The sequence below is a fragment of the Methylomonas sp. 11b genome, from assembly GCF_000515215.1.
Taxonomy (GTDB): domain Bacteria; phylum Pseudomonadota; class Gammaproteobacteria; order Methylococcales; family Methylomonadaceae; genus Methylomonas.
The window spans coordinates 4,481,866-4,504,833 of the sequence record NZ_KI911557.1; the positions used below are offsets into that span (position 1 = coordinate 4,481,866).

Sequence of the window (22,968 nt, forward strand, 5' to 3'; positions counted from 1 at the left end):
TGTTGACCATGATGGCCCCGACTGGGTTGTCATCATGGTTCATGTCTTTTCCGTCAAACCATCGCTATACGAGCAGTTTGGCGTTTGCCGTCGGACTCAATTAATATGCCCAACGCCGAGTTTTTTCTCTCCTACCCCAAATTCAAGCTGGCGATTTTGGCCTTGTTGACGTTCAACATCGGCATATACGCAGCGGTCGATACGCTGACCACTGCGGTTGATGCGCTGGTTTGGGTGATCTTATTGGTGATGTTCGAACTGGAAACCGTCAAGGCCGCGCCGTTTAATGAGACGACCTTGCACGCGGTGAGGAACGTGTTGATTGTGGTGATTGCCTTGGTATTCGGCAGCTACGTCCGCGATAACGAATGGTTGGATGTGCTCAACTCTCTGCTCTGGTTTGGGTTGATTGTGCTGCTCGAGTTGGAAGTGCGCTGGCCGACTTTGGTTGCTCGACACCGGCAGCTGTTTTGGTCGATCACTCTCGCTGTATTTGTGGGTTTAGTCGGTATGGTTGTGGCTTGGCTGATGCAGTCAGAGTGGCTGGATGCTTACGATGCGCTGCTGTGGATCGCCGCATTCGGCGTGATTGAAGTCGATATTTTTCATTTTCTGAAGTTGACGCGCGATTAATCCCAACGCCATTTTCAGCGGTTTCCCAAGCATGAGACAGATTGTTTGGTTGCTTATTTTGGTGGCGCCGTTGCTGCTGAAAGGCTGGTATGTCGATAATTTCATTTATCGCTATACCGGTACCCGTTTGTTGGGGTTTACCCAGGTTTTATTTAACGATGCCGTGATTTATGGCGGTATTTTAATATTACTGTATTTATCGCTGCTGCCGACTATGATGCGTTGGTTGGCGGCATTATTGCGCCTGGCGGCTATACTGTTGTTCGCAGTTTATATTATCGATTACGCCATTATCGTTAATTTCAATACCCATTTGGCTTTGGGTGACGCCATAAAATATACGGATTATTCGTATAAATATATTCAGCAAATTTACGGTTTAAGCGATTTTGGTATGCTTGCGCTTAGCGTATTAATGTTGGCTGTACCTTTATATTTTTCGTGGGTAAGGTTTAAATCCGTAAATCCTTATGTCAAAAAGTGGCCCATCTTCTTAATTCTTAGTTTGCCGTTGGCCGCCGCGTTTGCCGATAATGAAAAATATGCCCATGCCTGGATTTATAAAAATGTCATTGATTATAATTTAACCATATTGTCTGAGGCTGCGCCGTATAGCGCCGCTTATGTCGATACTTTTAGTTTTCAAGAGCATATAAACTGCCAAACTCAGCCGGCTCAACCTAAGAATATTATTATGTTGATGGTAGAGTCGCTTTCCGCTTATCAAAGCCGGTATTTCTCCGGCATCCACGATTGGACGCCCAATCTGGACGAGATTGCTAGCCAACATCAAGCGTTCAAGAATTTTTACGCCAATGGTTTTATAACCGAAGACGGCGAAGTCGCCCTGCTGACTGGCTTGCAGCCGCTCTATCCGCCCTCCAGTTATACCGACGACGGCGGTACGTCATTTTATAGTTTTTATAATATAAAAGACTCCCTACCCAATATCCTTAAAAAGCACGGTTATAAAGCCGAGTTTTTAACCACTGCCGATTTGGAATTCGGTAACACCGGCGTTTGGGCAAAAAGTGTGGGTTTTGATTATGTCGAAGGCCACGACCAGCCGGAATACGATAAATGGGAACGGTTTCATTTTGAGGCCGCGCCGGATGAGGCCTTATATTTAAGAGCTTTGGATAGGATCGAGAAAAATAAAAAAAATAATTTTTTGCTGTTTATCAAAACGGTTAGCAGCCATCATCCCTATATTAATCCGGAGACTAAGGAAAAATCCGAATCGGCGGCCATTACTTATACCGACAAGCAAATAGGCCGGTTTTATCGAGAACTCCAAAATAGTGGCTTTTTCAAGAATGGCATCTTGATTATTGTCGGCGACCATCATTCGATGACGCCCTTAAAAAAAGCCGAGGTTGAGTTATATGGCCAGTATAAAGCTTCGGCAAAAGTGCCTTTAGTGATTGCCGATGGTTATCAGCCGGCAAGCGTGGAAAACAATCAATATCAACAAATTGATGTCTTTAATAGTTTGCAGGGTCTGATCGCCGGCAAGCAGTGTTATTCGGATTGGAATGGAGTATTGTTCGGCGCAGCGAAAGCCTCACCCAAATACATCATTCATCGTCGCGGCGACAATCGGGATATGGTTAGCGTGTTTGGCGAAAACGATGAATTTCTGGTGAAACTGGATGGCGATAATACCCGGGTAATCAGCAAACTACCGGCGGAGCAGACTGTCAGACAGCTGTTGGTCGATAAGATTAACGCGTTGCGGATAGCGCGGGCGAAGTGGGCATTGACACAATCCGCCGAAAAGTCAGATTGATACGGGCTTGCTTGGCTTGGCGAGTTTTTGGCAATTCGTGGCGCCAGTGGTGTTGCAACTCACCGGCCATGATCAGCAAGTCGCCGTGACTTAGTTCTATATCCAACGTCGTACGGCTGCGGGCATGACGGAAACGCAGCAGTCGTGTCTCGCCGAAACTCAGCGAAGCAATCAGCGGATTCGGTCCCAGTTCTTTTTCATTGTCGGCATGACACCCCATCGAATCGCGGCCATCGCGATATAAATTGGCCAAAACGCTGTTGAATGGTTGTAGGCAAACAGCTTCGACGTCGATGCGTAAGGTTTGTAGCTCGTTGGTCCAGGGCAAGGGTTGGTGATCGACCCCGGAATAACGGTATTCTGCGTCTGCGTCGCCATACCAGGCCATCAAGCGCGGTACCTCCACCCAGCGGCCGAAGATATGGATTTGCTCGGTTTGCCAGGCCAGGTTTTGCCGCAGGCTGTTGAAGTAATTGTCTGCGATGGTTTGTGGGTAGAAAGCTTGCAGCAGGTACAGCTCGCCATCGCAGGGAGCCAGATTCTGGTACTTGACGATTAAGGTCGATGTCATCGCAGCAGGAGTTTGGACAGCTTCGGCGACTTTAGCCGCCGAACCAGTCCATCAGACAAATGAGTCGGTTTTAATGTACCAACAAAATAATCAACTGCGCGGCAATGATCCGGAGAATCATGACCAAGGGGTATACGGTAGCATACGCCATAGACACCGCCGCCGCCGGGCTGAGATTGTTGGCAAATGCCAAAGCCGGCGGATCGGTCATGCTGCCGGCCAGCAAGCCGCAAAGCGTCAGGAAGTTGAGTTTATAGACTATCCGGCCCACGGCGGCGATGATAAGGAGCGGAAGTAAGGTGATCAAAGCCGCGCAGGCCATCCAGTAAAAACCGTCGCCTTTGACCAGTGTTTCGACGAATTGATCGCCGGAGTGCAAACCGACGCATGCCAGGAACAGCACGATGCCGATGTCTTTTAAAATGATGTTGGAGCTTTTCGGCAAGTGCCAAGTCATCGTCCCCCAATTGCCCACTCTGCTCAGCATAATGGCTACCAGTAGCGGCCCGCCGGCCATGCCCAGTTTGACCGCCGAGGGAATGCCCGGCAAATACATTGGCACACTGCCTAATAACACCCCCAGCGAAATGCCGATAAAGATAGGCATGATTTGCGGGTGAGCCAGTTCTTCCAGCGAGTTACCCAGGGCTTTTTCGATACTGTTCAGCGCTTCCTGGCTGCCGACGACATTCAATTCATCGCCAAAATGCACATGCACGTTGCTGGTGGGAGAAAACTCGACGTCGGGACGATGAATCCGGGAAATGGTGACGCCGTAAAGCATGCACAGATTGCCAACGGTTTGATTGATCGCTGATTTATTGGTGACTACCAGCCGTCTGCTTTGCAAATTGGTGGCAATTTGTTTCAGATCGATATCCGATTCCGGACCGATCAGAATTTTCAGTTGTTCCAAGGGTTCGCGTTCGCCGACCAGCCGGATGGTGTCGCCAATTGCCAAGTGGCTTTCCTGACCGGCCACATCCACCGCGCCATTGTGCAGAATCCGGGTCATCACCACGTTCATGCCTTCGAAAAACGGAATTTGGCTTAGCGTCAAACCGTTTAGATTGGGGTTTTCCACCCGTAAATCTTTCCAGATTGGGATGTGCGCATCTTGCTGCTGTCTGTCGGCAAAACTTTTGGCTTCCTCTGCAATATCTACCTTAAATAGGCGTTTGTTTAACAGCATGGCCAGAATGATGCCGGCGATACCGAATGGGTAGGCCACCGCATACCCCAGACCCGGCATTTTCAAGGTTTCGCTATCGATGCCGGCAATCCCGCTCAATACTTGCTGGGCGGCGGCCAGCGACGGGGTGTTGGTTGTGGCGCCGGAAAACAGGCCCACCGCTACGGGCATGGGAATATCACCTAAAATGCTGATCAATACCGTAATCAAGGCGCCCAGTATCACGATCGCGGCGGCCATGCCGTTCAGGCGCAAGCCGTAACGAAAAAACGAACTGACGAAACTGGGGCCGACCTGCAATCCGATTGCATAGACGAACAGCACCAAGCCGAATTCGCGCAAAAAATGCATGACTTCCGGATTGATAGTGAACTGGAAATGTCCGAACAGTAGTCCGGAAAACAATACGCCGGCAATACCCAGTTGGATGCCGGCCAGCGATACTCTGCCCAAAACCAGGCCGCTAGCCACTACCAAACTGATAATTAGTAGTGTGTGCGGTACGGAATCTTGATTAAAAAGTGATAGCAACCACGACATGGCCTATTCCTTTGGTTCGAGTGGGTTGAGGAAATTTTAGGTTTGCTTAGTCAATGTTGCCTGACTATGATGCAGAAGCCTGATAGCGCATTATGTCGCCAGGATTGTACAACAAGCCAACCAAGGGTGATCTCGATGAATAATAAATATCATAAAATCAAGTATATCGTCATGCTGGGGCTGTTTGCCGCCGGCGTCAACGCGGCGGATATTGAAGCGGGCAAGGCGAAAGCCGCTGCGTGCCAAGGTTGCCACGGTGCGGCCGGCGTCAGCAGCAGTCCGTTATGGCCCAGTCTGGCGGGGCAGAGCGCGGTGTATATCGAGAGCCAGCTGAATAAATTCCGCAACGGCCAGCGCGAAAACCCGGTAATGAAGCCGTTGGCGTCAGGTTTGAGCGATACCGACATTCAAAATATTTCTGCATATTACGCCAGCTTGCACGGCAAATCGGCCGGTAGCAGCGACGCCAACTTGGTCAAATTGGGCAAAGACAAAGCTGCAATGTGTCTGGGTTGCCACGGCAATAATGCGCAAGGTATGGGTATGGTGCCGAAATTGGCCGGACAGCACCCGCAATATTTGGCCAAACAGCTGACCGATTTTAAAAAAGGCGCGCGCAAGGCGCCGCAAATGAATGCCCTGGCGCAGTCACTCAGTGATGATGATATCAAGGCTGTGGCGGCTTATTTGGGGTCTTTGTAGATTATTGTCATGTTCCGCATCGTTTAGAGTACCGGAGCGATGCGGTTGCTTTGTTGAATGTTTCGGCTAATCTAGTGCGCAGATTTGTCCGAATCCCACAATCCAAGCGCGTAGCAAATTAATAGTGCGATGAAATTAAATGGTCCAATGCGGATTGGGTTTTTGCTGGCTTGCGCCTCGGAGTCTTCGCTAGCCGATTCGTTGTCGTCCGACGTGACGTGGTCGGTGATTGGGCGCAACATCACCATTACTCAACCGTCCTTTGCCGGCGTGGGCAGGGGCAGTTTTGCCGGTAATTCGGCAACGGTAGGTTCGGGGTCCAGCGTCAATTTGGCTGGTAGTTACAACATCCAGGAAGGCGATACCAGTTATTGTCCAGGCTGCGTCATCCAGCTTTACAACGCTTGGATTGCACCGGCTCAAGCCGGTTCCGCCGGCTTTTTCTCGGGAGTAATCTATCCCGGTTTTGGTAGCCAAAGCGGATCCTTCTCGAACCAACTCACTGCCCCTAAAACTCCTGGCACTTACTTTATTGGTCTTGGCGCAACGCTGGATTATGTTTACCAACCGAATACTGCCGGTGGGTTCGGAAAAGATCAGAATGGCATTTCCGGTTTCGCGCCGTTCCAGGTTACTGTTACACCCTTAGCGCTGAGTCCCATTACGTCCAGCGACAGCTTCAGCACGCTGCCTGGTTACTATTACAGCACCGGCGGCAATTTCAGCAACCACGGCACATTGATCAATAACAGTGCCACGCTCAGTCATAGTTCAGGGGTTTTCTCCAACTTTGGCGCCATCAACAATCAAGGCGTACTTGAGAATGCTGGACAGATGGTCAATAGCGGCAGCATTGACAATGTTACCGGCAATACGCTGACAAACGTCGGCGAACTGGTTAATCAGGGTAGTTTCGGCAATGCCGGACAACTGAGTAATCAGGGTACTTTCAACAATCACGGCGTGCTTAACAATGCTGGGACCATCAGCAATAACGGCCAATTTAATCTGACGCAAACCGGACTCATTACCGGGGCCGGCGATTTCTATAATAGTGCTCAAGGACGCGTCGATATTTCCGGTACCAATCCGCATCGATTTGATGGCAATGTCAGTAACGACGGTGTTTTTCGAACGGTTAACACCTCGGTGGCTTTTACCGGCAACTTTACGAATAACGGCCGCTATGAGAGCGATCCGTCGACCAATCAATTCAACAATCTTTCGATAGGTTCCAGCGGCTATTTGGTGGGCGGTGCCGGCGATGTTTTCATTGTGACCGGTGATTTCAATAATGCCAGTACGCAAAATACGCTATGGAATACCGCGAATGCCGATCTGGTTTTCAGCGGACCCAACGCCACGCAACACGCAATGAGCTTGACGGGCAGCGACCAAGGACAAACCACCAGCGGTGCGATCAATAATTTTGCCTGGGGGTCGGTGACAGTGGCGAGCGGCAACGGCTTGCAGTTAATCGATGGCAATAGCACGCCCGGTGCTGCGCTGTATGCCAGCCGGCTGGTATTGGCGGATGGTGTAAACCAATTAAGCAACATCAGCAGCGATTACAATATCTACGTAGATCCGACTTTGCCCGAAAATCAGTATCTTTTGGGGGCGATACGCAGTTTTGGTGGCGGTAGGGGGCAATTGGCGCCCTGGAGCTTGCAGCCTTTTGCCGAAGAGACTACTACCGCGTCGGAATTAACCTTTAATCAACAGACCTTTGCGCCAGCCCTAAACGAGGCTTGCACTACTCCAAGCGGCATTTTGGCTACCCGGTGCTTGCAACTACAGGCGCTCAGTCCGGAGGAGCAAACCAGTGCGGTTGCCGCTTTGACTCCCGATCAAGTGCCGAGCCAGATGGCCGGGCCGGTGAAATTGGGAGCGACGCGCATGGATGGTCCGCTCACCCGGTTGGCGAGTTTACGCGCTGGCGGCGGCAGTGCGCCATTGTCGGTTAACTTTAACGGTATCCAATTATCCGCCAATACCTTGGGCGCTCAGGGGCTAGGCGGCGCAGCCGGCGATGACGAGTTGTTCCGCGATTCGCCGTTGGGTCTGTTTTTGCAAACCCGGTTTAATTTTGCCAATCTGCAAGGTGACGCCTGGGATCGCGGCTTCGATTCGCAAGCGCGCACCGTGACGGGCGGAGCGGATTATCGGCTTAGCGATAAATTGGTGGTTGGCGCGGCGTTTAACTACACGCACTCTTCTACGCAGTACGCCGATTCAGCCGGTAATATGAGTAGCGATACCTATCTGGGTGCGATTTACGGTAGCTATTATTTGCCCGAGGATATTTATCTGGATTGGGTGGGAAATTATGGCGCTAATGACTATGCCTTCAATCGCCAATATGCTTATTCCGGCTTCGCCGGCCAATCCACGTCTACAACCACCGGCAATCAATACGGTTTTGCCTTGAGCGGCGGCAAAGACTTTAATTGGGACGAATGGGCCATCGGCCCTTATCTGCGTTTGGAGTATTTGGGCATGAACATCGCCCGATATCAGGAGCAAAGCGGCAACGGCTTCGACATCATCACCGGCGAGCAGATCAATCATTCCTTCGTCAGTAATCTCGGTACCCAAATCAGTTATGCGCTCAGCACGCCATGGGGGGTGTTCACGCCGGCAGCTCGCGTGGAATGGGAGCATCAATACCTTAACGACAATCGTTTGATCCACATGCGTTTGGCGCAGGCCGAGCCAGGGCAGGGCAATTTTACGATTCAGACCGGTGAACCCGACCGCGATTATCTCAACCTCGGCGGTTCGGTTAGTGCAACATTACCCAATGGCGGATCCGGATTCGTGCGTTACGAAACCCGCTTAGGGCAAGCCAATATTTCTGACCATATCCTGGAAGCCGGCCTGCGGATGACTTTCTAGCTCCGCAAGCTCTTCTTGACCGTTACTGATACGGTGGCGGCGGTGGTGATCCGGGAGGTGGTGGTGGAATGCTCGGTTGCGCCGTTCTGGGGGCTGGCGATTGGTAAGAAAACTGCCCGGATACCGGTACTCTGTGCCCCTTGGCATACATGCATTGCACATAAGCATTGTCGTAACCTTGTTGAGTGGCATAGCCGGAGCGTCTTGATTCGCCGCTGCCGACGATAGTCCCGGCTACTAAACCGGAGCCCGCGCCGATTGCCGCTCCGCCTCCCCCACCAATTGCGGCGCCGGCTGCTGCGCCTACTGCCGTGCCGACCGCTGCACTGCCAATTTGGCTATCGGCGCTGGCCTGGTTCGGTGTGGCGCCGACTTGCCCGGCCGCGTATTGCTGACATTGATAATCGTCCTGGCGGAATTGTTCGAACGATAGGCCAGTGCCGGGCAGCGCCATTACGCTGGGGCCGGAGGGCATATGGGCGCAGCCGCTGAAGGCCAGTGCCGCGCAGATTCCCGCCATTTGCTTTTTAGTGTTCATGTTTGCGGTCTCCCTTTAATTTTGCGGCGTGGGCTCGACTTGTTGCCAGCCATTCGCACACTCTTTTATGTAAGGATAGTAGCCGGCCGGATCGTTACAGTAATACCAGTAGCCTTCGGCTAAGGGACCGTTCTGGGGTTGACTGCGCTCGCGTTCAATATAGACCGGGGGTTGCACTGGTACGGTGATAATTTCCCGCGGGTAATACGGATACGCCGGGTAGTAAGGATAAGCCGGGTAAAACGGTCTGGGATAGAGTGGCGCACCAAAGTAAAAGCCAAAACCCGGACGGAAATGGCCGCCGAAATGCCGACCGCCGTGATGGTGAAACGGGTCGGCGTTCGCGCTTAGTGCCCATGCCGACAGTAAAGCGATCAGCGGGGCTGTCATCCACTTTTTGAATTTAAACATACTTACCTCTGGTTTGCTTGCCGGGTTGGAAACGGGATCTCAATCAGCACGCTTAAACCGCCTTGCGGCCGGTTGCTGGCGCTGATGCTGCCGCCATGCGCTTCGACGGCGCGATGCGCGATGGTGAGTCCCAGGCCGGTGCTGTGCGGCTTTTGTGCTTGGCCGCTACGGAAAAACGGCTGAAAAATAGCCGTCAAATCCTGAGCGGGTACCCCAGGGCCGTCATCGTCCACCCGAATTCTTAAGCAATGATTATCGCTACTGAAATCGGCGGCAATTAATACCGTGCCTTCGGCTTTACAGTGCTGCACCGCATTACGCAGCACGTTTTCGATAGCGCGATGCAATAGTTCGCTTTGGCATTCGACCACCGCATCGATGTTGCCGTGATAGCTCAAAGCGATACTCTTTGGTCCCGTCTCGAAACGCACGTCGGCGACAATATCGGCCAACAGATCGGCGAGATTGATTCGGTCGATTTTTTCCGGCGCGACGCCCGCTTCCAGCTTCGATAGCATCAATAGTTCGCCCACCAAATCACTGATACGTTGCGATTCACGTTCGATACGTTCCAGCGTGGCCGGCAATTTTTCCGGTTGTTGTTGGGCCAGACCGATAGCCGCCTGAATCCGCGCCAACGGTGAGCGCAGTTCGTGAGACACATCGTGCAGCAGATGTTGCTGGGCACTGATTAGCGAGCAGATTTTTTGCACCATATGGTCAAAGTCGCGACCCAGGTCCGCCAATTCGTCGCTCCGTCTACCCATTGCATTACCGATTCGCGTATTCAGCCGGCCTTGAGCCACAGCGCTAAACGCATCGCGCAGGTTGCGAATGGGTTTGGCGAAATACCAGGCCAACAGTCCGCTGAACAGCAGACTGGCCAAACAGCCGGAGATTATCGGTAAAATCGGCGCGGGCGGTTCGCGGTGCGGGCGAGGGCTATGCTCCTCCGGGTTACCGCTCGGCGGGGGCGGCCGATCTCCAGGCATAGGGCCGTCGAAGCCAAAGGGAGATAGTCCGGGATGACCCGGAAATGACGGCCTGAACAGGTCGCCAAAGCCGTGCTCTGGCAAGGGCACGAACAGCAAATAGCGGTGACCGTTGTCGGCCGAAATCATTTGTATGGCATCCGGGTAGGCATTTTTTCGATGTAAGGCTCGGGCCTGTTGCAATACCTCTGTCGCTAACGGCCTGCCCAACAACTCCCGGTCCGTATCGTCTACTGCGTATATCGGTGGGAAACGGGTGTTTTGTAAGGTCTGAATAAAGTCGTGCAAGCCCTTGACGCCGCCATGCGGCAACGTGCTGGCGGCCAGTTTGACCAGCGAGGCGCGTCTGACATCGACGACATCGGCCGCCTTGGACGACAGGTTTTGCTGCGCGGAGTGTCTGAGCCAAACGGCGGTACCCACACCAATGCCCGCCGTTAACAACGCCAGCCAGAACGCAAAGAAAAACTTCCAGAACAATCTGCCCATCTTATTCCTTGATCATCTGGTAGCCTTGGCCGCGCACGGTCTGAATGTAAGAGCGGCCGTCCGGCTGGTTGCCGAGTTTCTGGCGGATGCTGCTCATATGCACATCGATGCTTCTATCGAAACGTGCCAGTGGCCGTCCCAGAGCTTTTTCGGAGAGCTCGTTTTTGCTGACGACCCGGCCCACCTGACTGGCCAAAGTTTCCAGCAAATTGAACTCGGTGCTGGTTAGGTCCAGGTCTTGTTCGAACCAGGCAGCTTTGCGTTTTTCCGGCCACAGTTTCAGCGGGCCGGCCACAATCGGTCCGGGCGAGAGATTGGCGGCGGGCTGGGTTCGGCGCAAAATTGCGCGGATTCTTGCGACCAGCTCTCTGGGCGTGCAAGGCTTGGGGACATAGTCGTCGGCACCGGATTCCAGGCCAATGATGCGGTCGACGTCATCGCCCTTGGCTGTGAACATCAGTACCGGAACCCTGCTTTCCAGGCGGATGCGCGTCAATATCTCGGTGCCTTTGATATCCGGCAACATGATGTCCAAAATGACCAGTTGATATTCGCCGGATAGGGCATGTTGCAGTCCGGATGCGCCGGTATTGCTGACGTCCACCGCAAAACCTTCCTGCGCCAGATACTCCTGGAACAATCCGGCCAGTTCTACGTCGTCATCGATAATTAACACTTTGTGCATGATTGTCGCTCGTTGGCTGTGTGCTCATCATCATAGCCCCGGCTTCCGCCGACAACCAGCGGGGTTTACCTGATTTTACACGGCACTAACAGCACTTAACCTCTGATTTGAAATACTGACTACGACGAAATCGAACAGGTTTTGTCCTTATGTTTATCATCATTTTTGAGGCATTTTTTATGAAAAAATTAGTATTGTTACTCGGCTTGTTACCCTTAACCGCGATGGCTCAGCCACCGCATGGCGAACACCACGGCGGCGGCAAACCGCCGATGCATATGTTCGGCGAAGCGGACGGCGAGCAACATTTGCCGCGGTATTTGAAGAAACTTGATCTCAGCGAAAAGCAGGAAGCCGATATCAAAAATTTAATGAAGACCCGATTCGGCGACGGGCAGGCCCGTTTTAAAGAAGAGCATGCATTGAGAGGCGAATTGCACGCTTTGAGCTTTTCCGCCGATTACGATGAGGGAAAGACCAAAGCCTTGCTTGAGAAATCTACCGCTATGCATCAGCAGATGGCTTTGGAAAAATCCAAGCTTGATCATGAGATTTTTATGTTGTTAACGGCTGAACAGCAAGAAAAACTGAAAGCTGAAATCGGCAAATTCGAACACTGAATGAACCTGTTGTCCCTGCATAGCCCGTTGCAGTGGCTGCTGGCACCAGGGCAGTCCGGCTAAGGTGGAATTGGCAATAAATACAGTGTCTTTGTGAACGATCAGAATCTTAGCGACGCACCAAGTTAGAAAATTGTTAATGACCAAACAGCCATAATTTCGTAAAATCACTCAAGTTTTTATCTATCAGGAACGGGATGAGTCGCAAGACTTATCCCGTTTTCTACATCTAAGGTGGCCAATCTTGAACAAACCTGCATTACTGGTACTAGAAGACGGGACAGTGTTTCACGGCATTTCGATCGGTGCCGACGGCTGTTCCGTGGGAGAAGTGGTTTTTAACACGGCACTGACCGGCTATCAGGAAATACTCAGCGACCCGTCATACGCACGGCAAATCGTCACATTGACCTATCCGCATATAGGCAATGTCGGTACCAACGCTGAAGACGACGAATCGGCAAAAGTGTTTGCCAGTGGTCTGGTGATACGCGACTTGCCTTTGCTGGCCAGCAGCTGGCGTAACGCTAAAACCCTGCCGGAATATCTGCGCGAGCACAAAGTGGTGGCGATTGCCGACATCGATACCCGTAAGTTAACCCGTTTGCTGCGGGATAAAGGCGCGCAGCGCGGTTGCATCATGGCCGGCGAGAGCGTTGATTTAGATGCCGCGAAACAGGCGATCGAAGGTTTTCCTGGTCTGCAAGGTATGGATCTGGCTAAGGAAGTGACGACGGCCACGAGCTACGAATGGACCGAAAACGTCTGGAAACTCGGCGAAGGCCATACTCAAGCGCCCAATCTGACTAAACATGTCGTGGCTTACGATTTTGGCATTAAGCGCAATATCCTGCGTTTGCTGGTCAATCGCGGCTGTAGGGTGACGGTTGTGCCGGCTACTACGCCAGCCGAAACGGTTTTGGCAATGAATCCCGACGGTGTATTTCTCTCCAATGGCCCAGGGGACCCGGAGCCATGCACGTATGCAATCGAAGCGATTAAAACCATCTTGGATAAAAAAGTACCGGTGTTTGGCATTTGCTTGGGGCATCAGTTATTGGCCTTAGCCAGCGGCGCAAAAACCGAAAAAATGAAGTTCGGCCATCACGGCGCCAACCACCCGGTGCAAGAACTGGCAACCGGTCGGGTGATGATCAGCAGCCAAAACCACGGCTTTGCCGCCAGCCCGGATTCTTTGCCGGCCAATCTAAAGGCAACCTATGTGTCGCTGTTCGACGGTAGTTTGCAAGGCATCGCTCGCACCGACGTGCCGGCCTTCAGCTTTCAAGGGCATCCGGAAGCCAGCCCTGGTCCGCACGATGTCGAGTCCTTGTTCGACGATTTCATCGATTTGATGAATCAGCCTCGTTCCGCTTAAGTTTTATACAGAGTGATATGCCAAAAAGAACCGACATAAAATCGATTTTATTACTGGGCGCCGGACCGATTGTCATCGGTCAGGCCTGCGAGTTCGACTATTCCGGCACCCAAGCTTGCAAAGCCTTGCGAGAAGAGGGTTACCGGGTGATTCTGGTCAACTCCAATCCGGCGACGATCATGACCGACCCGGATATGGCCGATGCGATTTACATTGAGCCTATCGACTGGCAGACCGTCGAAAAAATCATCGAAAAAGAACGCCCCGATGCGGTGCTGCCGACCATGGGCGGCCAGACTGCGTTGAACTGCGCGCTGGCGCTGGACAAGCACGGCGTACTGGAAAAATATGGCGTGGAAATGATAGGCGCGACCAAGGAGGCCATCAATATGGCTGAGGATCGCGCGCTGTTCAATGAAGCAATGGCACGCATCGGTCTGGAAGTGTCCAGAGCTAAAATCGCGCATAACATGGAAGAAGCGTTTGCTGCACAAGAAGAAGTCGGTTACCCCACGGTAGTTCGTCCTTCCTTTACGATGGGCGGCAGCGGCGGCGGTATCGCCTATAACCGCGAAGAGTTCATCGAAATTTGCGAGCGTGGCCTGTATCTGTCCCCGACCAGCGAATTGTTGATCGAAGAATCCATTTTGGGTTGGAAAGAGTTCGAAATGGAAGTGGTGCGGGATTCAAAAGACAACTGCATCATCATCTGCTCGATCGAAAATTTCGATCCGATGGGCGTGCATACCGGTGATTCGATCACCGTCGCGCCGGCGCAAACTTTGACCGATAAGGAATATCAAATTCTGCGTAACGCTTCGTTGGCAGTATTGCGGGAAATCGGCGTCGATACCGGCGGTTCCAATGTGCAGTTTGCCATCAATCCCGATACCGGTCGGCTGATCGTCATTGAGATGAACCCCAGGGTGTCGCGCTCGTCGGCATTGGCTTCCAAAGCCACCGGGTTTCCGATTGCCAAGGTCGCGGCCAAATTGGCTGTGGGCTACACGTTGGATGAACTGCGCAATGAAATCACCGGCGGTGCGACACCGGCGTCGTTCGAGCCGTCTATTGACTATGTGGTCACCAAGGTGCCGCGGTTTGCCTTCGAAAAATTCCCGCAAGCCAATGACCGTCTGACGACGCAGATGAAGTCGGTCGGCGAAGTGATGGCGATTGGTCGTACTTTTCAGGAATCTTTGCAAAAAGCCTTGCGCGGTTTGGAAGTGGGTGTGGATGGTTTGGATGAAATTGCCGATCTAAGCGATGCCAACAGCGAAGACATTATACTCAGGGAGTTGCGTTATCCCGGTCCTGAGCGCTTGTGGTATCTGGCTGACGCCTTTCGCAGCGGTTTGAGTTTCGAAGATATTCATCAGGCTTGTAAGATTGATCCATGGTTCCTGGCGCAGGTCGAGGATTTGGTTGTCACAGAAAAAACCTTGTCTACCAAAACCCTGGCCACATTGGAGCCGGGTGAGTTGTTGCGACTGAAGCGTAAGGGGTTTTCCGATAGACGCTTGGCAAAATTGTTGGAAACCAAAGAATCGGAAGTCCGCTATACCAGACATAAAAAAGGCATCCGTCCGGTATACAAGCGTATCGACTCCTGTGCGGCAGAATTCGCTTCTGATACCGCTTATTTGTATTCGACTTATGAGCAGGAGTGCGAAGCCAATCCGTCCAATAAAGAAAAAATCGTCATTCTCGGCGGCGGTCCAAATCGGATTGGGCAGGGTATTGAATTTGATTATTGCTGCGTGCATGCCGCATTGGCGTTACGTGAAGACGGTTACGAAACCATCATGGTCAACTGTAATCCGGAAACCGTTTCTACTGACTTCGATACTTCGGACCGTTTGTATTTCGAGCCATTAACGCTGGAAGACGTGCTGGAAATCATCGAACTGGAAAAGCCGAAGGGTGTGATCGTCCAATACGGCGGACAAACACCGTTGAAACTGGCCCGGGCCTTGGAGGCCGCTGGTGCGCCGATTATCGGCACTTCGCCCGATTCCATAGACTTGGCCGAAGACCGCGAACGCTTCCAAAAATTGCTGGAGCGTCTGAATCTGTTGCAACCGCCCAATGCCACCGCGCGTTCGGTAGAGCAAGCCGTTAATTCCGCTCGCGAGCTGGGTTATCCGTTGGTCGTACGTCCATCATATGTGTTGGGTGGACGGGCGATGGAGATCGTGTTCAACGAGGAAGGCTTGCGTCGCTATATGAAAGAAGCGGTTAGCGTTTCCAACGATTCGCCGGTGCTGCTGGATCGCTTTCTGGACGATGCGGTGGAAATGGACGTCGATGCGATTTACGACGGCGAAACTGTGTTGATCGGTGGCTTGATGGAGCATATCGAGCAAGCCGGCGTGCATTCCGGCGACTCGGCGTGTTCCTTGCCGCCTTATGATTTGCCCGTGCATATGCAGGATCAATTGCGTGCGCAAGTGGCGAAAATGGCCGAAGCGCTGGGAGTGCGCGGTTTGATGAACACCCAGTTTGCGATTCAAGGCGAAACTATTTACGTGCTGGAAGTCAATCCGCGCGCCTCGCGTACCGCACCGTTCGTGTCCAAGGCTACCGGTTATCCGCTGGCGAAAATCGCCGCGCGGGTTATGGTCGGTAAATCCTTGAAAGAACAGGGCATCACCGAAGAGCGTATTCCCGAGTATTTCTCGGTGAAAGAAGCGGTGTTCCCATTCATTAAGTTCCCCGGCGTCGATCCGTTGTTGGGGCCGGAAATGAAATCGACCGGTGAGGTCATGGGCGTCGGTAAGACCTTCGGGGAAGCGTTTGCTAAATCTCAGCGCGCGTCGGGTGTAGATTTGAGCCACAGCGGCAAAGTTTTGATTAGTATCCGCGACGCCGACAAACCTAAGTTGCCGGAATTAGCCAAAATGCTGATTGCGAAAAACTATGAAATCGTCGCTACGCGCGGCACTGCCAGGGTGTTGAAAGAAGCCGGCATTCCGTGCAAGGAAATCTTCAAGGTCAACGAAGGTCGGCCCAACACCGTGGATATGATTAAAAACGGCGAGGTGCAGTTAATCGTCAATACCACCGAAGGCGTTAAAGCCGTGGCTGATTCGTTTACGATGCGTCGCGAAGCCTTGCAGCGCAAAGTTACCTATTACACGACGATGGCGGGCGCGCGTGCAGCGTGTTATGCCTTGGGTGAACTCGATGCGGGCGATGTGAATTGCCTGCAAGACTTGCACAAAACATTTTAACGGATGAATTTGAATTCAAGAGGGGAGCAGTAAATGCAAAAGTTTCCACTAACAGTGGTGGGTGCCAATAAATTGCGCGCCGAATTGGAAGAACTTAAAACTGTGGTTAGACCGCGTATCATTCAGGCTATCTCTGAAGCGCGTGCCCACGGCGATTTAAAAGAAAATGCGGAGTACCACGCGGCGCGCGAGCAGCAAAGCTTTGCCGAGGGGCGGATAGCTGAAATCGAAGGCAAGTTATCCAATGCCAATATCATTGATGTCACTAAAACCGAAGCCAACGGCAAAGTCGTATTCGGGGCGACAGTGGAAATCGAGGATCTCGATTCCGGCAAGACGGTAACGTATCAGATCGTCGGCGAAGACGAAGCCAATATCAAGGAAGGCCGCATTTCGGTGGGGTCGCCGATTGCCAGAGCATTAATCGGCAAGGAAGTGGAAGATGTGGTGACGGTAAAAGCGCCGGGTGGCAATATCGAATACGAGATTCTCTCGGTTCAGTATATTTAAGCTGATTGGTTGATGGGGAGGAGCGCCTCCCCATTGGCTTTATTTTTTTGGGTTCAAACGATAAATAACGGCTACTTGACCAATCGATTGCACCAGTTCGGCCTTGGTTTGGGCGCAGATTTGTTCTCTAATAGCGGCACGCTCGTCTCTTTCCGCGCGAATTTTGACTTTAATCAACTCGTGAGCGTCAAGCGCCACATTAATTTCTTTAATAACCGCGTCGGTCAAGCCGGCCTGGCCGATAATCACCACGGGATTTAGCGGGTGAGCTTGAGCTTTCAGCTTTTTCTTTTGAATAGGGTTCACTCTATTTCCTTGAACTTTAAAAACCCGGCAATTTTACACGAATAGAAAATATGGCACGCAGCAAAAGTAGCCAGCAATGGATGCAGGAACATTTCCAAGACGAGTATGTCAAGAAAGCACAGGCAATGGGTTATCGCTCTCGTGCCGTGTTCAAACTGATAGAAATCCAAGAAAAAGACAAAATCATAAAACCTGGTATTAATATAGTTGACCTAGGCGCCGCACCGGGCGGGTGGTCGGAATATGTCAGCAAAATCGTCGGTAAAAAAAATAAGGTGATTGCGCTGGATTTGTTGGCTATCGATCCTATTGACGGTGTGGATTTTATTCAAGGCGACTTCCGAGAATACGAAGTGCTTGAGCAACTCTATAAAGTGCTTGATGGCGAACCGGTTCACTTGTTATTGTCGGACATGGCCCCCAATATGAGTGGTAGCCGGGAAATGGATCAGCCGCGGGCGATTTACTTGGGCGAATTGGCCCTGGATGCCGCGCAACACATATTGGCTAAGGGCGGTACGTTTTTGATCAAGATGTTTCAGGGCGCCGGATTTGATGAATACTATAATCAAGTGCGTCAGCAGTTCAGTAGTGTAGTGATTAGAAAGCCGAAAGCTTCGCGGGCCAGAAGTAACGAAGTGTATATTTTGGCGAAAGGTTTTAAATAAATATGCGATAGTCGCCGTTCATAGGGCTATGATGGCGGTGGGATGCGAGTAGTCCTGATACAATTACTCGGTTTTTAAATTTTGAGGCCAATCCAGGCCGGAGCGCGTAACTTGAGCGATATGATTAAAAATTTAATTTTGTGGGTGGTCATCGCCGTAGTGTTGATGGCTGTATTCAACAGTTTCGGGTCGCGGGCGATTCGTAGCGACGCGACTTTTTCGTACTCGCAATTGATCGACGCTGTCAAAGCTGGACAAGTTCAGCAGGTTGCGATCTCCGATAATACTGTCAAAGGCAAAATGGTCTCCGGCGATAAGTTTAAGACTTATATGCCTAACGATCCGCATTTGATCGACGATCTGTTGGCTAACGGTGTGGAAATATCTGTTCAGCCTCCCGAAGAACCTTCGATGCTGATGCAAATATTCGTGTCATTCGGCCCGATTTTGTTGCTGATAGCGGTTTGGGTATTCTTCATGCGCCAGATGCAGGGTGGCGGCGTGGGCGGTCGTGGCGGCGCTATGGGCTTTGGTAAAAGCAAAGCGCGGATGTTGGATCAGGATCAAAACAAAGTGACCTTCGCCGATGTGGCGGGGTGCGACGAGGCGAAGGAAGAGGTCGAAGAAATGGTCGACTTCCTTAAAGACCCCGCAAAATACCAAAAGCTGGGTGGCAAAGTGCCGCGCGGCGCCTTGATGGTCGGTCCCCCGGGTACCGGTAAAACCTTGTTGGCTAGAGCGATTGCCGGCGAAGCAAAAGTGCCGTTTTTCACTATTTCCGGTTCGGACTTTGTGGAAATGTTCGTCGGTGTCGGTGCTTCCAGGGTGCGTGACATGTTCGAACAAGCTAAAAAACACGCACCTTGCATCATCTTCATTGACGAGATCGATGCCGTTGGTCGTTCACGCGGCGCCGGTTTAGGCGGTGGTAACGACGAGCGTGAACAAACTTTGAACCAGTTGCTGGTTGAGATGGATGGCTTCGAAGGTCACGAAGGTATTATTGTTATCGCTGCAACCAACCGTTCCGACGTACTGGATAAAGCGTTGTTGCGCCCAGGTCGTTTCGACCGTCAAGTGGTGGTCGGATTGCCCGATGTTAGGGGGCGTGAGCAGATTCTTAATGTGCATCTGAAAAAAGTACCGGCGGCGGACGATGTCAAAATAAAATACATCGCGCAAGGTACGCCAGGATTCTCCGGTGCGGATTTAGCCAACTTGGTTAACGAGGCTGCCTTGTTCGCCGCGCGCTATAACAAGCGTTTGGTCAGCATGGTTGATTTGGAAAAAGCCAAGGACAAGCTGATCATGGGTGCGGAAAGACGCTCCATGGTGATGGACGAGAAAGAAAAGAAAATGACCGCATATCACGAAGCCGGTCACGCTATCGTTGGTCGCTTGGTACCTGAGCACGATCCTGTCTACAAAGTCAGCATCATGCCGCGCGGCCGTGCGTTGGGTGTAACAATGTTCTTGCCGGAACGCGATCAGTACAGTGCCAGCAAACGTAAACTGGATAGCATGATTTCCAGCTTGTACGGCGGTCGGATTGCCGAGGAATTGATTTTCGGTTGGGAACAAGTTTCCACTGGTGCTTCCAATGACATCGAACGCGCTACCGAGTTGGCCAGAAACATGGTCACCAAATGGGGCTTGTCGCAACGTCTTGGCCCCTTGGCGTACAGCGAAGAAGAAGGCGAGATTTTCTTGGGCCGCTCCGTAACTCAACATAAATCTGTGGCGGAAGAGACTTCGCACACCATCGACGAAGAAATCCGGTCTATCATTGATAGAAATTATGAAAGAGCTGAAAAGATTCTGAAAGAAAACGAAGATATTCTGCATGCAATGGCAGATGCCTTGATGAAGTATGAAACCATCGATAAATATCAAATCGATGATTTGATGGAAAGAAAGCCGGTGAGAGAGCCAAAAGGTTGGGACGACACCCCGTCTTCCAGCGGCGGTATCAAAAGCGATCATTGGGATCAGAAAGATACCGACCCGTCGATCGGAGGCGCGGCCGAGCAGGGCTGATGCCTTAACGGCAAAAGCGAGAGAGGCTCCGGCCTCTCTTTTTTTTGGGATTTAGTTAAGAGAGTTTTGAGTATGGCAAAAAAATATTTCGGTACCGACGGTATTCGCGGCAAGGTCGGAGAATACCCCATCACTGCCGACTTTATGCTAAAGCTGGGCTGGGCGACAGGCAGAGTGTTTGCCAAGGAAGGCAGCGGCTTTGTGTTGTTGGGTAAAGACACGCGGATTTCCGGCTATATGTTCGAGTCCGCGCTTGAAGCGGGTTTGTCGGCGGCTGGTGTCGATACCCGCTTGTTGGGACCTATGCCCACCCCAGGCATCGCATACTTGACTAGGACCTTAAGAGCCAAAGCCGGCATTGTGATCAGCGCTTCCCACAATCCTTACTACGACAACGGTATCAAGTTTTTTTCGGTGGACGGCGCCAAATTGCCGGATGAGGTAGAACATCAGATCGAACAATATCTGGATACGCCGATGACCACTGTCGAATCGGCAAAATTAGGTAAAGCCAAACGGGTTAGCGATGCTGCCGGTCGCTACATCGAATTTTGTAAAGCAACCGTGCCGCCGCAATTGGACTTTAAAGGGATGCGGATTGTCATCGATTGTGCCAACGGTGCGACGTACCACATTGCTCCGCACGTGTTCAGTGAAGTGGGGGCTGAAGTAGTTACCATCGGTGCCGATCCCGATGGCTTAAATATCAACGACGAGTGCGGCGCCACCAAGCCGGAAAATCTCGCCGCGAAGGTCTTGGAGTTTCGCGCCGATTTGGGCATAGCACTGGATGGCGATGGCGACCGGATTATTATGGTCGATCACAAAGGCGAAATCGTCGATGGCGACGAGTTGATTTACATCATTGCTAAATCACGTCTGGAAGAAGGCAAGCTGTTCGGGCCGGTAATAGGCACTCTGATGTCGAATCTGGGCATGGAACATGCGCTGAAAGCCGTCGGTGTGCCCTTGTTGCGCGCAAATGTAGGCGATCGTTATGTGATGGAAATGTTGACGGAGCACAAAGGCATGCTGGGTGGCGAAGGCTCCGGACATATTATCTGTCTGGATAAAACCACCACGGGCGACGGCATCGTTTCCGCCCTGCAAGTGCTCGCGGAAATGCAACGCACCGGTAAAAGCCTGAATGAGCTTAAATCCGGCATGAGCAAATATCCGCAAGTGTTGGTTAACGTCAGAATCGATAAAAAAGTCAAAATCGAAGAGATCGACAGCATCAAAAAAGCCGTGGAAGCAGTAGAGAAAAAACTGGGAGAGCGGGGCAGGGTGTTGCTGAGATCGTCCGGTACCGAGCCGTTGATCCGAGTGATGGTGGAAGGCGTTGACGAAGACGAGGTTGTGAGGTTTGCAAACCAACTCGCTGCCGATGTCAAGAAAGCGATTCCGGCTTGAACTAAAAGGTTTAACTCGATATTATATGCGGTCTTATTTAGCTCGGAGGATGTAATGCGTCGGTCTTTGATTATGGGTAACTGGAAAATGAACGGCTCGCTGGAAGATGGGCAAAAACTTGCTCAAGCTTTAGCTGATGGTCTTGGTAATGTTCAGCAAGAAGTCGCGGTTTGCGTTCCATTCGTCTATTTGTCAGATATTCGTAGCGTATTGGCTGCATCCCCTATCGCACTTGGCGCGCAGAATGTTGCCGACCAAGCATCCGGTGCTTATACCGGCGAAGTATCAGCGGCAATGCTCAGCGAAGTCGGCTGCAAATATGCATTGGTGGGTCACTCCGAGCGTCGCAGCTACTATGGCGATACCAATGAATCGGTTGCCAAACGTTTTTGCCAAGCCCTAAGCAAAGGTGTAGTGCCTGTGCTTTGCGTTGGTGAAACGCTGGAAGAGCGCGAGCAAGACAGAACCTTCCAAGTGGTTGACGAGCAATTGGACGCCGTGATCGCCGCCGCAGGCATCGAAGCGTTCGAAACAGCTGTGATTGCCTACGAACCCGTTTGGGCTATTGGTACCGGTAAAGTGGCGACCGATGAGCAAGCGCAAGAAGTACACAAGTACATTCGTCAACGGATTGCCGATAGAAATCCGGTAATCGCGGAAAAAGTACAAATTTTATACGGCGGTAGCGTCAAGCCAGATAACGCAAAAGGCTTGTTTGCTATGCCCGACATTGATGGTGGATTGGTGGGTGGCGCATCCCTGGATGCAAAAGGCTTCCTGCAAATTTGCCATTCGGTTTAGTTTCATCCGATTAAGGTCTTTATGTTGTACCAAATTATAATAATTATTCATATCTTCCTGGGTATAGGCATCGTGGGCTTAGTCCTGATGCAACAAGGAAAAGGCGCCGATGCCGGCGCGACTTTCGGCGGTGGCGCATCCGGTTCAGTATTCGGTGCCCAAGGTTCAGCTTCATTTTTGTCCAGAACCACTGCTATTTTCGCCACCTTGTTTTTTATTACCAGCTTAGGCTTGGCAGTATTAAGCGGCTATCAAGGTAAAAAAACCGACGTCATATTGGATTCGACGCCTGCTGCTGAACCAGTTAAGTCTGATGTGCCGCTAACTCAGGGCATGCCCGCAGACGGCAGCTTGCCAATTCAGGAACTTACCTTACCTGAAGCGCCGGCTATCAAAGAAGTCGAAAAACCAGCGGCAAAGTAAGCTCGTAACAAATTAAGCCGACGTGGTGAAATTGGTAGACACGCCATCTTGAGGGGGTGGTGACGCAAGTCGTGGCGGTTCAAATCCGCCCGTCGGTACCATTTGAAGATGCACGGAAGTGCAAAGAAGTATAAAAAAC

20 protein-coding genes and 1 tRNA gene are annotated in these 22,968 nt (G+C 51.7%); 14 read left to right on the forward strand and 7 right to left on the reverse strand.

What is annotated here, in order from left to right:
* Window positions 1-105: 105 nt before the first annotated feature.
* Window positions 106-633, forward strand: a complete 528-nt coding sequence (locus tag METH11B_RS0121630) for a hypothetical protein (RefSeq protein ID WP_026603823.1) — start codon at window positions 106-108, stop codon at window positions 631-633.
* 31 nt (window positions 634-664) lie between these two features.
* Window positions 665-2,422 carry an LTA synthase family protein gene (locus tag METH11B_RS0121635; RefSeq protein WP_026603824.1) on the forward strand — a complete coding sequence of 586 codons (1,758 nt, stop codon included), beginning with the start codon at window positions 665-667 and terminating at the stop codon, window positions 2,420-2,422.
* Here the strand turns inward: METH11B_RS0121635 and METH11B_RS0121640 are convergent.
* Window positions 2,358-2,993 (reverse strand): alpha-ketoglutarate-dependent dioxygenase AlkB family protein, encoded by a 636-nt coding sequence (locus METH11B_RS0121640; protein ID WP_026603825.1) that lies wholly within the window; start codon window positions 2,991-2,993, stop codon window positions 2,358-2,360. The genes METH11B_RS0121635 and METH11B_RS0121640 overlap by 65 nt on opposite strands.
* 70 nt (window positions 2,994-3,063) lie before the next feature.
* A complete protein-coding gene (locus METH11B_RS0121645) occupies window positions 3,064-4,725 on the reverse strand; it encodes a putative transporter (RefSeq protein ID WP_026603826.1) in 1,662 nt (553 codons plus the stop codon).
* Window positions 4,726-4,860: 135 nt separating this feature from the next.
* Between METH11B_RS0121645 and METH11B_RS0121650 the strand changes: the two genes are divergently transcribed.
* Window positions 4,861-5,427 carry a c-type cytochrome gene (locus METH11B_RS0121650; RefSeq protein ID WP_026603827.1) on the forward strand — a complete coding sequence of 189 codons (567 nt, stop codon included), beginning with the start codon at window positions 4,861-4,863 and terminating at the stop codon, window positions 5,425-5,427.
* A 129-nt stretch (window positions 5,428-5,556) separates the two neighbouring features.
* Entirely contained in the window at window positions 5,557-8,325 is a 2,769-nt protein-coding gene (locus METH11B_RS0121655; protein ID WP_081733861.1) for an autotransporter family protein, read from the forward strand.
* Window positions 8,326-8,347: 22 nt separating this feature from the next.
* On the opposite strand, the gene METH11B_RS0121660 is transcribed toward METH11B_RS0121655, so the two are convergent.
* From METH11B_RS0121660 to METH11B_RS0121675, 4 genes are read right to left on the reverse strand one after another with little or no spacing between them, the layout of a single operon-like run.
* Entirely contained in the window at window positions 8,348-8,863 is a 516-nt protein-coding gene (locus METH11B_RS0121660; RefSeq protein WP_026603829.1) for a glycine zipper family protein, read from the reverse strand.
* Between the two features lie 15 nt (window positions 8,864-8,878).
* The gene (locus METH11B_RS0121665; RefSeq protein WP_026603830.1) at window positions 8,879-9,274 is read right to left on the reverse strand and encodes a hypothetical protein; all 396 of its coding nucleotides are present in this window, start codon (window positions 9,272-9,274) and stop codon (window positions 8,879-8,881) included.
* A gap of 2 nt (window positions 9,275-9,276) precedes the next feature.
* A complete protein-coding gene (locus METH11B_RS0121670; protein WP_026603831.1) occupies window positions 9,277-10,755 on the reverse strand; it encodes an ATP-binding protein in 1,479 nt (492 codons plus the stop codon).
* A gap of 1 nt (window position 10,756) precedes the next feature.
* Entirely contained in the window at window positions 10,757-11,440 is a 684-nt protein-coding gene (locus tag METH11B_RS0121675; RefSeq protein ID WP_026603832.1) for a response regulator transcription factor, read from the reverse strand.
* Window positions 11,441-11,619: 179 nt separating this feature from the next.
* Here METH11B_RS0121675 and METH11B_RS0121680 point away from each other — a divergent pair, with 179 nt between their 5' ends.
* The 4 genes from METH11B_RS0121680 (at window position 11,620) to greA (ending at window position 17,181) form a co-directional block, all read left to right on the forward strand.
* Entirely contained in the window at window positions 11,620-12,060 is a 441-nt protein-coding gene (locus tag METH11B_RS0121680) for a Spy/CpxP family protein refolding chaperone (RefSeq protein ID WP_197026983.1), read from the forward strand.
* Window positions 12,061-12,304: 244 nt separating this feature from the next.
* Window positions 12,305-13,438 (forward strand): glutamine-hydrolyzing carbamoyl-phosphate synthase small subunit, encoded by a 1,134-nt coding sequence (gene carA, locus METH11B_RS0121685; RefSeq protein WP_026603834.1) that lies wholly within the window; start codon window positions 12,305-12,307, stop codon window positions 13,436-13,438.
* A 17-nt stretch (window positions 13,439-13,455) separates the two neighbouring features.
* Window positions 13,456-16,671, forward strand: coding sequence for a carbamoyl-phosphate synthase large subunit (gene carB, locus METH11B_RS0121690; protein ID WP_026603835.1), 3,216 nt, complete (start codon window positions 13,456-13,458; stop codon window positions 16,669-16,671).
* Between the two features lie 33 nt (window positions 16,672-16,704).
* Window positions 16,705-17,181: a transcription elongation factor GreA gene (gene greA / locus METH11B_RS0121695; protein ID WP_020485125.1), complete on the forward strand. Its 477-nt coding sequence runs from the start codon at window positions 16,705-16,707 to the stop codon at window positions 17,179-17,181.
* 39 nt (window positions 17,182-17,220) lie between these two features.
* Here greA and yhbY read toward each other — a convergent pair whose 3' ends face one another.
* Window positions 17,221-17,487, reverse strand: coding sequence for a ribosome assembly RNA-binding protein YhbY (gene yhbY / locus METH11B_RS0121700; protein ID WP_026603836.1), 267 nt, complete (start codon window positions 17,485-17,487; stop codon window positions 17,221-17,223).
* Between the two features lie 50 nt (window positions 17,488-17,537).
* Between yhbY and rlmE the strand changes: the two genes are divergently transcribed.
* From rlmE to METH11B_RS0121730, 6 genes are all read left to right on the forward strand, one after another.
* The gene (rlmE, locus tag METH11B_RS0121705) at window positions 17,538-18,155 is read left to right on the forward strand and encodes a 23S rRNA (uridine(2552)-2'-O)-methyltransferase RlmE (RefSeq protein ID WP_026603837.1); all 618 of its coding nucleotides are present in this window, start codon (window positions 17,538-17,540) and stop codon (window positions 18,153-18,155) included.
* A gap of 120 nt (window positions 18,156-18,275) precedes the next feature.
* Entirely contained in the window at window positions 18,276-20,192 is a 1,917-nt protein-coding gene (gene ftsH, locus METH11B_RS0121710) for an ATP-dependent zinc metalloprotease FtsH (protein WP_026603838.1), read from the forward strand.
* 72 nt (window positions 20,193-20,264) lie between these two features.
* Window positions 20,265-21,605 carry a phosphoglucosamine mutase gene (gene glmM, locus METH11B_RS0121715; protein WP_026603839.1) on the forward strand — a complete coding sequence of 447 codons (1,341 nt, stop codon included), beginning with the start codon at window positions 20,265-20,267 and terminating at the stop codon, window positions 21,603-21,605.
* Between the two features lie 54 nt (window positions 21,606-21,659).
* Window positions 21,660-22,406, forward strand: coding sequence for a triose-phosphate isomerase (tpiA, locus tag METH11B_RS0121720; RefSeq protein ID WP_026603840.1), 747 nt, complete (start codon window positions 21,660-21,662; stop codon window positions 22,404-22,406).
* 21 nt (window positions 22,407-22,427) lie between these two features.
* Window positions 22,428-22,829: a preprotein translocase subunit SecG gene (gene secG, locus METH11B_RS0121725; RefSeq protein ID WP_026603841.1), complete on the forward strand. Its 402-nt coding sequence runs from the start codon at window positions 22,428-22,430 to the stop codon at window positions 22,827-22,829.
* Window positions 22,830-22,845: 16 nt separating this feature from the next.
* Window positions 22,846-22,930: transfer RNA gene (locus METH11B_RS0121730), tRNA-Leu, on the forward strand.
* Window positions 22,931-22,968: the final 38 nt, after the last annotated feature.

What these genes read in the sequence shown, in the direction of transcription:
- METH11B_RS0121630 (WP_026603823.1), top strand. Translation starts at nt 106, where the DNA reads ATGCCCAACGCCGAGTTTTTTCTCTCCTACCCCAAATTCAAGCTGGCG.
- METH11B_RS0121635 (WP_026603824.1), top strand. Translation starts at nt 665, where the DNA reads ATGAGACAGATTGTTTGGTTGCTTATTTTGGTGGCGCCGTTGCTGCTG.
- METH11B_RS0121640 (WP_026603825.1), bottom strand. Translation starts at nt 2,993, where the DNA reads ATGACATCGACCTTAATCGTCAAGTACCAGAATCTGGCTCCCTGCGAT.
- METH11B_RS0121645 (WP_026603826.1), bottom strand. Translation starts at nt 4,725, where the DNA reads ATGTCGTGGTTGCTATCACTTTTTAATCAAGATTCCGTACCGCACACA.
- METH11B_RS0121650 (WP_026603827.1), top strand. Translation starts at nt 4,861, where the DNA reads ATGAATAATAAATATCATAAAATCAAGTATATCGTCATGCTGGGGCTG.
- METH11B_RS0121655 (WP_081733861.1), top strand. Translation starts at nt 5,557, where the DNA reads ATGAAATTAAATGGTCCAATGCGGATTGGGTTTTTGCTGGCTTGCGCC.
- METH11B_RS0121660 (WP_026603829.1), bottom strand. Translation starts at nt 8,863, where the DNA reads ATGAACACTAAAAAGCAAATGGCGGGAATCTGCGCGGCACTGGCCTTC.
- METH11B_RS0121665 (WP_026603830.1), bottom strand. Translation starts at nt 9,274, where the DNA reads ATGTTTAAATTCAAAAAGTGGATGACAGCCCCGCTGATCGCTTTACTG.
- METH11B_RS0121670 (WP_026603831.1), bottom strand. Translation starts at nt 10,755, where the DNA reads ATGGGCAGATTGTTCTGGAAGTTTTTCTTTGCGTTCTGGCTGGCGTTG.
- METH11B_RS0121675 (WP_026603832.1), bottom strand. Translation starts at nt 11,440, where the DNA reads ATGCACAAAGTGTTAATTATCGATGACGACGTAGAACTGGCCGGATTG.
- METH11B_RS0121680 (WP_197026983.1), top strand. Translation starts at nt 11,620, where the DNA reads ATGAAAAAATTAGTATTGTTACTCGGCTTGTTACCCTTAACCGCGATG.
- carB (WP_026603835.1), top strand. Translation starts at nt 13,456, where the DNA reads ATGCCAAAAAGAACCGACATAAAATCGATTTTATTACTGGGCGCCGGA.
- greA (WP_020485125.1), top strand. Translation starts at nt 16,705, where the DNA reads ATGCAAAAGTTTCCACTAACAGTGGTGGGTGCCAATAAATTGCGCGCC.
- rlmE (WP_026603837.1), top strand. Translation starts at nt 17,538, where the DNA reads ATGGCACGCAGCAAAAGTAGCCAGCAATGGATGCAGGAACATTTCCAA.
- ftsH (WP_026603838.1), top strand. Translation starts at nt 18,276, where the DNA reads ATGATTAAAAATTTAATTTTGTGGGTGGTCATCGCCGTAGTGTTGATG.
- glmM (WP_026603839.1), top strand. Translation starts at nt 20,265, where the DNA reads ATGGCAAAAAAATATTTCGGTACCGACGGTATTCGCGGCAAGGTCGGA.
- tpiA (WP_026603840.1), top strand. Translation starts at nt 21,660, where the DNA reads ATGCGTCGGTCTTTGATTATGGGTAACTGGAAAATGAACGGCTCGCTG.
- secG (WP_026603841.1), top strand. Translation starts at nt 22,428, where the DNA reads ATGTTGTACCAAATTATAATAATTATTCATATCTTCCTGGGTATAGGC.